The organism is Sphingomonas sp. BL-S-05 (genome assembly GCF_055521695.1).
In genome coordinates this window covers 34,172-44,726 of the sequence record NZ_JBVFVS010000002.1, presented here as the reverse complement: position 1 = coordinate 44,726, position 10,555 = coordinate 34,172, and the positions used below count along the sequence as shown (strand labels likewise).

Annotated in this window: 10 protein-coding genes; 9 read left to right on the top strand and 1 reads right to left on the bottom strand. The window is 70.3% G+C overall.

The features are described 5' to 3' along the window. Position 1 precedes the first annotated feature (1 nt). Positions 2-1,354, bottom strand: a complete 1,353-nt coding sequence (locus ACZ1JS_RS17735; protein WP_242121767.1) for an NCS2 family permease — start codon at positions 1,352-1,354, stop codon at positions 2-4. A 225-nt stretch (positions 1,355-1,579) separates the two neighbouring features. On the opposite strand from ACZ1JS_RS17735, the gene ACZ1JS_RS17730 reads away from it, so the two are divergent. The 9 genes from ACZ1JS_RS17730 (at position 1,580) to uraD (ending at position 10,552) form a co-directional block, all read left to right on the top strand. Continuing rightward, positions 1,580-3,127, top strand: a complete 1,548-nt coding sequence (locus ACZ1JS_RS17730; protein ID WP_465168821.1) for an adenosine deaminase family protein — start codon at positions 1,580-1,582, stop codon at positions 3,125-3,127. Positions 3,128-3,234: 107 nt separating this feature from the next. Beyond that, entirely contained in the window at positions 3,235-3,399 is a 165-nt protein-coding gene (locus tag ACZ1JS_RS17725) for a hypothetical protein (protein WP_465168820.1), read from the top strand. Next, a complete protein-coding gene (locus tag ACZ1JS_RS17720; protein ID WP_465168819.1) occupies positions 3,396-4,745 on the top strand; it encodes an AtzE family amidohydrolase in 1,350 nt (449 codons plus the stop codon). The genes ACZ1JS_RS17725 and ACZ1JS_RS17720 overlap by 4 nt, the downstream gene beginning before the upstream one ends. After that, a complete protein-coding gene (locus ACZ1JS_RS17715) occupies positions 4,742-6,325 on the top strand; it encodes a gamma-glutamyltransferase family protein (RefSeq protein WP_465168818.1) in 1,584 nt (527 codons plus the stop codon). The genes ACZ1JS_RS17720 and ACZ1JS_RS17715 overlap by 4 nt, the downstream gene beginning before the upstream one ends. After that, positions 6,319-7,575, top strand: coding sequence for an allantoate amidohydrolase (locus ACZ1JS_RS17710; protein ID WP_465168817.1), 1,257 nt, complete (start codon positions 6,319-6,321; stop codon positions 7,573-7,575). The genes ACZ1JS_RS17715 and ACZ1JS_RS17710 overlap by 7 nt, the downstream gene beginning before the upstream one ends. Positions 7,576-7,612: 37 nt before the next feature. Beyond that, a complete protein-coding gene (locus ACZ1JS_RS17705; protein ID WP_465168854.1) occupies positions 7,613-8,794 on the top strand; it encodes a pyridoxal-phosphate-dependent aminotransferase family protein in 1,182 nt (393 codons plus the stop codon). After that, on the top strand, positions 8,791-9,693 hold the full coding sequence (puuE, locus tag ACZ1JS_RS17700; protein WP_465168816.1) for an allantoinase PuuE: 903 nt from the start codon (positions 8,791-8,793) through the stop codon (positions 9,691-9,693). Before ACZ1JS_RS17705 ends, puuE begins: the two co-directional genes overlap by 4 nt. Beyond that, positions 9,690-10,070, top strand: coding sequence for an oxalurate catabolism protein HpxZ (hpxZ, locus tag ACZ1JS_RS17695; RefSeq protein WP_465168815.1), 381 nt, complete (start codon positions 9,690-9,692; stop codon positions 10,068-10,070). The genes puuE and hpxZ overlap by 4 nt, the downstream gene beginning before the upstream one ends. Positions 10,071-10,081: 11 nt before the next feature. Next, positions 10,082-10,552: a 2-oxo-4-hydroxy-4-carboxy-5-ureidoimidazoline decarboxylase gene (gene uraD, locus ACZ1JS_RS17690; protein ID WP_465168853.1), complete on the top strand. Its 471-nt coding sequence runs from the start codon at positions 10,082-10,084 to the stop codon at positions 10,550-10,552. The last annotated feature ends 3 nt before the right edge of the window (positions 10,553-10,555 follow it).

Here is a 10,555-nt window from a genome sequence, read left to right as displayed (position 1 = left end):
CTTACGCCGCCCCCATCCACGCGAAGCGGGCGATGAACAGCGCGGCGAGCAGGAACAGGAACCAGTCGGCGCGCGTCGCCTGTCCGCGCATCGCCTTCAGCACGGCATGGGCGGTGATGCCGAAGGCGAGGCCATTGGCGATCGAGAAGGTCAGCGGGATCAGCGCGACGGTGAGGAATGCCGGGATCGCCGCCAGCGGATCGTCCCACTGCACCTCGACCAGCGGCAACAGCATCAGCCCGCCGACGACGATCAGCGCCGGGGCGGTCGCGGCCAGCGGCACCAGCTGCGCATAGGGGGCGACGAACATGGTCAACAGGAACAGAAGTCCGGTGACGATCGCGGTCAGCCCGGTGCGCCCGCCCGCCTGCACGCCCGCCGCGCTTTCGACATAGCTGGTGACGGTGCTGGTCCCCGCCACCGCGCCGACCATGGTCGCGACCGCATCGGTCAGCAGGATGCGGTTCAGTCGGGGAATGCGGCCGGCGGCGTCGATCAGCCCGGCGCGCTTGGTCACCGCGACCAGCGTGCCGATATTGTCGAACAGGTCGACGAACAGGAACACGAACAGGATCTCGAACAGGCCGAGGCCATGTCGCCCGCCCGCGCCGAACACGCCGGGCAGGTCGATGCGGAACGCGGTCTGCGTCAACATCGTCAGGCTATAGGGTTCGGGGGTCATCGTGACCTGTCCGGTCAGCCATGCGACGATGGTCGTGGCGACGATGCCGATCAGCATCGCGCCGCGCACGTTCCAGATGCTCAGGCCCGCGATCAGCAACAGCCCGAGCAGCGCCAGCGCGGCGCCCGGCGCGGTCAGCGGCCCGAGCGCGACCAGCGTGGCGGGGCTGGCGACGACGATCCCGGCATTGCGCAGGCCGATAAAGCCGATGAACAGCCCGATCCCGCCCGCCACCGCCGCGAACAGGTGCGGCGGGATCACCGACACGATCAGCTGTCGCACCCCGGTCAGCGTCAGGATCAGGAAACACACGCCCGAAATGAACACGCAGCCGAGCGCGACGGGCCACGGAATGCCCATCTGCTGCACGACGGTGAAGCTGAAATAGGCGTTGAGGCCCATGCCCGGCGCCAGTGCCAGCGGCACATTGGCGACCAGCCCCATCAGGATCGAGGCGAAGGCGGCGGCGAAGCAGGTGGCGGCGGCGACCGCCGCGACCGGCATGCCGGCCTGTCCCAGGATCGCGGGATTGACCAGCACGATATAGGCCATGGTCAGGAAGGTCGTGACACCGCCGAGGATCTCGGTGCGTGCCGACGTGCCGCGCTCGGTCAGCTGGAACCGGCGCTCCAGCATCGTCGTCGCCGGTCGTGCCGATATCGTGTCTGTCATGCCGTCCCCCGGAACCCGCCCTGCCACCGTCATGCCAGCAGCCATGCGCGCGATCTACCGCAATGAACGGCATTCCGTGTTGCAAAAAAGAGCGCGGGTCGTCCGCGCGCTTTCCGGCAACGCGACGTGCCGGATATTGCGATGGGCGCGGGCAAACACCGTCCCTAGACCATCGGCCGAGGGCGTCGGCGCCGTAGGGCGCGACCGGCTTGAAGGGGGACAGCGATGCACGACCGTTGCAGCAACGGCCGCACCGCCATGCGTGCGAGCGTGGCGGGAATGATATTGACGCTGGCGGCGGCATTGCTGGGCGGTGCCGCACCGCCGCCTGATCCGCCGACCCCCGAAGCGCGGACGGCGGCGTATCTCGACGCGATCGCCGACAGTCCGCCGCGGCTGCGCATGTTCCTGCAAGCGATGCCCAAGGGCGGCGACCTGCACAATCATGCCGGCGGCGCGGTCTATGCCGAGGATATCCTTGCCTGGGCGGCGGCGGACGGGCTGTGCCTGTCGATCGATCCGCCGGGACTGGCGCCGCCGCCATGCGACGCACCGGGGCGGGTCGCGGCGGCGGACCTGACGCGCGATTATCGCCGCTATGCCGGCTTTATCGATGCCTTTTCGACGCGCGGGTTCGAAAGCGGCACCGGCGATCCGCGCGTGTCGGGCTATGATCGTTTCTTCGCGACGTTCGACGCCTTCTGGCCGATCGCGGCGCGCCATGCGGGCAAGGTCTTGGCGCTGACGCGGCAACAGGCGGCGGCCGATGGCGTGTCCTATGCCGAACTCAGCACCGGCGCCGGCCTGACGCCCGAACTGGCGAAGGTCGCCGAGGGGGATGTCGGCGATCTGGCGGCGCTCTATGCGCGGATCGCCCCCGAACTGCCGGCCGCGGTACGGGCGATGCGCGCGCGCTATGACGGGTATGAAGCGGAGATGGCAGCGATCGACGGCTGCACCACGCCCGCGGCCAAACCTGCCTGCGCGACCGAGATCCGCTATCAGATCGCCGCGATCCGCACCCGGCCGCCGGCACAGGTCTTTGCCGAACTGGCGCTGGGCTTCGCGATGGTCGGGGCCGATCCGCGCTTCGTCGGCGTCAATATCGTCGCACCCGAACATGATCCGGTGGCGCTGCGCGATTACCGGCTGCACATGCGGATGTTCCGGTTTCTGAAGGAACGCTTTCCCGCCGTGCCGCTGTCGCTGCATGCGGGCGAACTGACGCTCGGGCTGGTGCCGCCGCGCGATCTGGCGTTTCATATCCGCGATGCGGTGGCGGTCGCCGGGGCGCGCCGCATCGGGCACGGCATCGACATTTCCTACGAAACCGACGCCCGCGCGCTGCTGGCGAAGATGGCGCGCGAGCGGGTGGCGGTCGAGATCAACCTGACCAGCAACGCCGTCATCCTGGGGGTGAAGGGCCGCGACCATCCGCTGTCGCTGTATCGGCAGGCGGGGGTGCCGGTCGTGCTGTCGACCGATGACGAAGGCGTCGCGCGCAGCGACATGACCAACGAATATCTGCGCGCGGTGACCGAACAGCGCCTGCGCTACCGCGATCTGAAGCAGATCGCGCGCGATTCGCTGCACTATGCGTTCCTGCCCGGCGCCAGCATCTGGCAGGACCGCGCCGGCGGTCCGCGCATCGCCGCCTGTCGCGTGCTCGACGCCGCAGCGTGCCGCGCCTTCCTGACCGCCAACGACAAGGCCCGGCTTGAAGCCCGGCTCGAGCACGACTTCGCCACGTTCGAGCGGCAACGGTTCGACTGATCGGGAGTGCGCGAAAAATGCGTTCGCTCGAAGCGCAATATTGCGCTTCTGCCGCATGGTTCGGAGGCGCTACCCAATTCGCGCAGTGCGAGCGGGGAGACCATGGCATGACACAGGCGACGGAAGACGAACGGCGGCTCGTATTGCTGCTGGCCGATCGCATCGCGCTGGCCGTGCCGACGGCAGCGGTCGCGGGCGTGGTCGCCAACCAGCGGTTGCTGGCGCGCCATCACGAGGCGGTGCGTGCCGCGCTGGCCGAGGATGCGCGATGACCCTGTCGGCAAGCGCCATCGCCGCCGATGTTCGCGCCGGACGCCGCCCGGCACAGGCGATCGCGGTCGAGACGATCGATCGCATCGCGGCGCACGGCTCGCTCAACGCCGCCACCCGGCTGTTGCGCGACCGGGCGCTGGCCGATGCCGCACGGGTCGATGCGACGGTCGCCGCCGGGCGCGATCCGGGGCCGCTGGCCGGGGTGCCCTTTGCGGTCAAGGACCTGTTCGACGTGGCGGGGGAGGCGACCACGGCCGGGGCGCGGCAATTGGCGTCGGCGCCACCCGCACCGCGCGATGCCAAGGTCGTGGCCCGGCTGTGCGCGGCGGGCGCGGTACTGGTCGCGACGACCAACATGGACGAATTCGCCTATGGCTTTTCGACCGAGAACGCGCATTACGGCACCACCCGCAACCCGCATGATCCCGACCGACTGGCGGGCGGATCGTCGGGCGGGTCGGCGGCGCTGGTCGGGGCCGGGCTGGTGCCGCTGGCGCTGGGATCGGATACCAACGGATCGATCCGCGTGCCGGCCAGCCTGTGCGGCATCTATGGATTGCGGCCGAGCTTCGGCGCGGTGCCGGTCGCCGGAACCTATCCCTTTGTCGAGCGGCTCGACACGGTGGGCTGCTTCACCCGGTCGAGCGAGGACATGGCGATCGCCCATGCGGTGATGACCGGCGCCCCGCTGTCGCCGGGTGGTAGCGCCATCGTGCGGGTGGCACCGCTTGGCGGGTGGTTCGCCGAGCGCGCCGAGGACGCGGTGCTGACCGGGATCGATCGCATCGCCCGGCATCTGCACGCCGGGCCGCCGGTCGTGCTGCGCTGGGCGGCGGCGGCGCGATCGGCCGGATTCATGCTGACCGGCGCCGAGGGCGGGCATCGCCATCTGCCCGCGCTGCGCCGCGATGCGATGGCGTTCGATGCCGGAACGCGCGACCGGTTGATCGCCGGGGCGTTGCAGCCGGTCGCGGCGGTGCGCGAGGCGGAGGCGGTCGCCGAACGCTTCACCGCCGAACTGATCGACGCGCTGGCCACACACGACCTGTTGCTGGCCCCGGCGACGCCGATGGCCGCGCCGCGCATCGATGCGACGACGATCGTGATCGACGGCCAGTCGCTGTCGGCGCGTGCCGACCTGGGCCTGCATACCCAGCCCCTCAGCCTCGCCGGGGTGCCGATCCTGTCGGTGCCGCTGGCCCAGGCCACGGGCGCGATGCCGATCGGCGTGCAGCTGATCGCCGCGCCGGGGCGGGAGGCGCTGTTGTTCGAGACGGCGGCGGCACTGGCGGCGGCGGGGCTGATCGCCTGTCCGGTCGCGCCGATAGCGGCGGTGGCGGCATGACGCGGGCGACGCCCCGTGCGTTGCGCGGCATGGTCACCGCGCCGCACCACCTCGCGGCACAGGCGGGGCGCGACGTGCTGGCCGATGGCGGTTCGGCGGTGGAGGCGGCGGTGGCGACCGCCGCGTGCCTCGCCGTCGTCTATCCGCACATGACCGGGATCGGCGGCGACGGTTTCTGGCTGGTCGCCGAACCCGATGGCGGCAATTGGGCGATCGACGGCTGCGGCGCGGCGGCGATGGCGGCCGAACCCGGCCTGTACCGCGACCATGCGACGATCCCGTGGCGCGGGGCGCTGGCGGCGAATACGGTCGCGGGCACCGTTGGCGGATGGCAGGCGGCGTTGACGCGGAGTGGATCGACGCTGCCGCTCGACCGGTTGCTGCGCGATGCGATCCATCATGGCCGAAGCGGCGTGGTCGTCACCCCCGGCGGGGCGCAGGTCGCCGCCACCGTCTCGGCCGCGTTGCGCGACCTGCCCGGCGACTATGCCCGCATCTTCGAACCCGAAGGGCGCCCGCTGGTCGAAGGCGATGTGCTGCGACAGCCGGCGCTGGCGACAACGCTGGAACGACTGGCAGCGGACGGGCTGGACGGCTTCTATCGCGGCGCGCTGGCGCAGGCGATCGCCGACGACCTTGCCCGGCTTGGCAGTCCGGTCGCGGCGGGCGACCTCGCCGCCTTTGCCGCGCGACCGGTCGACCCGCTGACCGTCACGATCGCCGGGGCGCGCCTGTTCAACCTGCCGCCGCCGACCCAGGGGATCGCTTCGCTGATGATCCTCGCGCTGTTCGACCGGCTCGGCGCCACGACCTGCGACGGGTTCGACCATGTCCATCATCTGGTCGAGGCCACCAAGCAGGCGTTCCGCTGGCGCGACGCGCATGTCGGCGATCCGGCGACGATGACGCAGGATGCGCAGGCGCTGCTCGACGATGCCGCCGCGCTCGACCATATGGCAGGTGCCGTCGATCCGACGCGCGCCGCGCCATGGCCGCATCCGCCCGCGCTGGGCGACACGACCTGGTTCGGCGCGGCCGATGCGCGTGGGCAGGTCGTAAGCTGTATCCAGAGCACCTATTTCGAATTCGGATCGGGCATCGTCCTGCCGCAGACCGGGATCACCTGGCAGAATCGCGGCTGTTCGTTCGCGCTTGGCGGCGATGGCCCGAACCGGCTGCGGCCCGGGGCGCGGCCGTTCCATACGCTCAATCCCGCGCTCGCCTGCTTCGACGATGGCCGGGTCATGGCCTATGGCACGATGGGCGGCGAGGGGCAGCCACAGACGCAGGCGGCGATCTTTACGCGCCATGCGCGGTTCGGGCAGCCGTTGCAGGCGGCGGTGGATGGCCCGCGCTGGCTGCTCGGGCGGACCTGGGGCGATCAGAGCACGACGCTGAAGATCGAGGACGGGTTCGATCCGGCCCTGTACGCGAGGCTGGAAGCGGCCGGCCATGCGGTCGAACGGGTGGCGGCATGGTCGTCGACGATGGGCCATGCCGGCGCGATCCTGCGTCATCCCGATGGCGTGATCGAAGGTGCTGCCGATCCGCGCAGCGACGGGATGGCGGCGACATGGTGAGCGCGACCGCATCGGGCGCGCGGGCGGCGGCGCGCTGCATCGAATTGTCGCGCGCGCCCTATAGCGACCGGCCGGACCGGCTGTTCCGCGGGTGGCTGACCCCGGCCTATCGCGCCACGATCGAACGCGTCGGCGCGTGGATGGAAGAAGCGGGCATGACCGTGCGCCGCGACGCCGCTATCAACCTGATCGGGCGGTACGAGGGGGCGACGCCCGCTGCGCCCGCTTTGGTCATCGGCAGTCATCTCGACAGCGTGCGCGACGGCGGTGCCTATGACGGGCCGCTGGGGGTGATGCTCGGCATCGAATGCGTCGCGGCGCTCCATGCCGAGGGACGTCGCCTGCCGTTTGCGATCGAGGTGATCGGCTTTGGCGATGAGGAGGGATCGCGCTTTCCCGCCGCGATGCTCGGCAGTCGCGCGGTTGCGGGGACGCTGGCTGCGCAGGCGGCGGACATGGCCGATGCGGACGGTGTAACCGTCGATGCCGCGCTGCGCGAGTTCGGTAGCGACGCCGCGTCGCTCGCCAGCGCCGCCCGTGCGCCTGGCACCCTGCTCGCCTATCTGGAAGCGCATATCGAACAGGGGCCGGTGCTGGAGGCGGAGGGGCTGGCGCTCGGCACCGTCACCGGCATCGCCGCGCAGCTGCGGCTCGAAGCGACGGTGACCGGCGTCGCCGGCCATGCCGGCACGGTGACGATGCCGCTACGCCGCGACGCGCTGGCCGCCGCCGCGCGGATGGTGGCGGCGGTCGAGGATATCGCCGTCGCCGCCGCGTCCGATCTGGTCGCGACGGTCGGCCGGATCGAGGTCGCACCGGGTGCCGCCAATGTGATTGCCGGCGATGTACGCTTCACTATCGATATCCGCGCCGGCGCCACCGACCGCCGCGACCGCGCCGCCGCCGCGATCCGCGCGGCGATGGACGGCATTGCTGCCGAGCGGGGCGTCGGGCTCGACGTCACCACGATCCACGACCTGCCGCCCTGTCCGTGCGACCCCCGGCTGATGGACCTGCTCGACGCGGCGATCGTCGCCACCGGGCAGCCGTCGCGACGGCTGATGTCGGGGGCGGGGCATGACGCTATGGCGATGGTCGCGCTCGGCCCGGTGGCGATGCTGTTCGTGCGCTGTGCCGGCGGGATCAGCCACCATCCGGCCGAGCATGTCGATCCGGCCGACGCCGATGCGGCCTTTGCCGCGATGCGCGGTTTCATCGATCGATTGGGAGAGCAAGTGCGTGACGCCTGACCTGTTCGGGGAGATCGATCCGCCGCAGCGGCTGTTGATGGGGCCGGGGCCGGTCAACGCCCATCCGCGCGTGCTGCGCGCGATGAGCGCCGACCTGCTCGGCCAGTTCGACCCGGAAATGACCGGCTATATGAACCAGGTGATGGCGCTGTACCGGCCGGTGTTCGGGACGGACAATCACTGGACCTTCCTGATCGATGGCACCGCACGCGCGGCGATCGAGGCATCGCTCGTGTCGCTGCTGGCGCCCGGCGACCGGTTGCTGGTGATCGATTTCGGCCGGTTCGGACTGCTGCTGCAGGAGATTGGCGAGCGGATCGGGGCGCGGGTCGAGCGGCTGTCGGTGCCCTGGGGGGAAACGGTACCGATCGATGCCATCGCCGATGCGATTACGCGCACCGAACCGATGGTCGTCGCCTGTGTCCATGGCGATACCTCGACCACCATGGCGCAGCCGCTCGACGGGGTGGGGGCGCTGGTCCGGGCGGCGGGGGCGTATCTCTATGTCGATGCGACCGCGACGATCGGCGGGATGGAGATCGCCACCGATCGCTGGGGCGCGGATATCGTCACCGGCGGCCTGCAGAAATGTCTGGGCGGGCCATCGGGATCGGCACCGATCACCGTCTCGCCGCGTGCTGCCGACCGCATCCTCGGCCGTCGCCATGTCGAGAAGGGCATTCGCCGCGACGACCTGTCCGACGCTGCCGGCGTGCGGATCGGCACCAACTATTTCGACCTCGCGATGATCATGGATTATTGGTCGGAGAAGCGGCTGAACCATCATACCGAAGCGACGACGATGCTCTACGGCGCGCGCGAATGCGCCCGCGTCGCGCTGGGCGAGGGGTTGCCGGCGCGGTTCGCGCGCCATGCGGCGGCGGGGCGGGCAGTGGTCGCGGGGGCTCGCGCGCTGGGGCTGGAAGTGTTCGGCGACGATCGTTTCCGCATGACCAACGTCACCGGCATCGTCATCCCGCCCGGCGTCGATGGCGAGCGGGTCCGCGCGCGGATGCGTGACGATTTCGAGATCGAGATCGGCACCGCCTTCGGACCGCTGCAGGGCAAGGTCTGGCGGATCGGCGCGATGGGCTACAACGCGATGAAGCACAAGGTGCTGCTGACGCTGGCGGCGCTGGAGGCGGTGTTGCGCGCCGAAGGGCTGGCGCTGCCGCCCGGGGCCGGGGTCGATGCCGCGCTCGAAAGCTATGCCGCATGACCGCGGCGCGCGACCTGATCGGATACGGCGCGACGCCGCCCGATCCACGCTGGCCGGGTGGGGCGCGTGTCGCTGTCCAGTTCGTCGTCAATGTCGAGGAGGGCGCCGAGAATTGCGTCCTCAACGGCGATGCCGGATCGGAGGCGTTCCTGTCGGAAATGGTCGGCGCGGCCAGCCATCCCGCCCGGGCGATGGCGATGGAAAGCCTGTACGAATATGGCGCGCGCGCCGGTTTCTGGCGGCTGCACCGGCTGTTCGCCGAGCGGGAGGTGCCGGTGACGGCCTTTGCGGTCGCGACCGCCATGGCGGCCAATCCGGCCAGCGTCGACGCGATGCTGTCCGCCAATTGGGAAATCGCCAGCCACGGCTATCGCTGGATCGATTACCAATATGTCCCCCCCGAGGTGGAGCGCACGCATATCGCCGAGGCGATCGCGCTGCACCGGCGCCTGACCGGCACGCGCCCGCTGGGCTGGTATCAGGGGCGGACCTCGCCGGCGACCGCCGCGCTGGTCGCGGCGGAGGGCGGGTTCGTCTATGATGCCGACAGCTATGCCGACGACCTGCCCTATTGGGATCGTCGCCATGCGGCGGCGAATGGCGGGCGGGCGCAGATGATCGTGCCCTATACGCTCGACGCCAACGACATGAAGTTCGTCGCCTATAACGGCTTTGCCGATGGCGAACCGTTCTTCCGCTATCTGCGCGATACCTTCGAACAGTTGCGCGCCGAGGGCGGGCGGATGATGTCGGTCGGGCTGCACGGGCGTATCGCCGGGCGGCCCGGTCGGGCGGCGGCGCTGGCCCGCTTCGTCGACCATGTGATCGCCAGCGGCGATGCGTGGATCGCGCGCCGCATCGATATCGCCCGACATTGGCAACAGGTGCACCCGGCATGACGATCGACGATCCGCAGGTGGTGGCCGAGGTGACGGCGGCCTTCCATGCCTACGAAGCGGCCCTGATGGCCGATGACGTGGCGGCGATGGACCGGCTGTTCCACGACCATCCCAGCACCATCCGCTACGGCGTGGGCGAGGTGCTGTATGGGGCCGACGCGATCCGGGCATTCCGCAAGGGGCGCGGCGGATCGCCGCAACGCCGGCTCGGCACGGTCGCGATCCATGCCTTCGGCCGCGACTTCGCCACTGCCAATGCGGAGTTCTTCCGCGAGGGCGACCCCCGGCGCGGGCGGCAGAGCCAGAGCTGGGTCCGCTTCGCCGATGGCTGGAAGGTCGTCGCCGCGCATGTCTCGATCGAGGGGACCGGATCGTGACCGATTTCAACATGTTGTCGGACGGGGATTTCATCACGCGCTACGCAAGCGTGGTCGAGCATTCGCCCTGGGTGGTCGAACGGGCGGCGGCGCGGCGGCCGTTCGACGACCTGGCCGAGGGCATCCTTGCCGTCCTGGCCGATGCGACGCCCGAGGAACGGCTGTCGGTGATCCGCGCGCATCCCGAACTGGCCGGGCGCGCGGCGATCGCGGGCACGCTGACCGCCGCATCGCAGAGCGAACAGGCATCGGCCGGGCTGGACCGGATGACGCCCGAGGCGTTCGAACGTTTCCACAGCCTCAACGCCGCATATCGCGAGCGGTTCGGCTTTCCCTTCGTCATCTGCGTCCGGCGGACCGACCGGGAGGGGATAGTGCGGGCGATGGCCGATCGCCTGACCAACGATGCCGAGACCGAAGTGGCGACCGCGATCGACGAGATCGGCCATATCGTCCGCCTGCGACTGGAGACGCTGCCATGACCC

What these genes read in the sequence shown, in the direction of transcription:
- ACZ1JS_RS17735 (WP_242121767.1), bottom strand. Translation starts at nt 1,354, where the DNA reads ATGACAGACACGATATCGGCACGACCGGCGACGACGATGCTGGAGCGC.
- ACZ1JS_RS17730 (WP_465168821.1), top strand. Translation starts at nt 1,580, where the DNA reads ATGCACGACCGTTGCAGCAACGGCCGCACCGCCATGCGTGCGAGCGTG.
- ACZ1JS_RS17725 (WP_465168820.1), top strand. Translation starts at nt 3,235, where the DNA reads ATGACACAGGCGACGGAAGACGAACGGCGGCTCGTATTGCTGCTGGCC.
- ACZ1JS_RS17720 (WP_465168819.1), top strand. Translation starts at nt 3,396, where the DNA reads ATGACCCTGTCGGCAAGCGCCATCGCCGCCGATGTTCGCGCCGGACGC.
- ACZ1JS_RS17715 (WP_465168818.1), top strand. Translation starts at nt 4,742, where the DNA reads ATGACGCGGGCGACGCCCCGTGCGTTGCGCGGCATGGTCACCGCGCCG.
- ACZ1JS_RS17710 (WP_465168817.1), top strand. Translation starts at nt 6,319, where the DNA reads ATGGTGAGCGCGACCGCATCGGGCGCGCGGGCGGCGGCGCGCTGCATC.
- ACZ1JS_RS17705 (WP_465168854.1), top strand. Translation starts at nt 7,613, where the DNA reads ATGGGGCCGGGGCCGGTCAACGCCCATCCGCGCGTGCTGCGCGCGATG.
- puuE (WP_465168816.1), top strand. Translation starts at nt 8,791, where the DNA reads ATGACCGCGGCGCGCGACCTGATCGGATACGGCGCGACGCCGCCCGAT.
- hpxZ (WP_465168815.1), top strand. Translation starts at nt 9,690, where the DNA reads ATGACGATCGACGATCCGCAGGTGGTGGCCGAGGTGACGGCGGCCTTC.
- uraD (WP_465168853.1), top strand. Translation starts at nt 10,082, where the DNA reads ATGTTGTCGGACGGGGATTTCATCACGCGCTACGCAAGCGTGGTCGAG.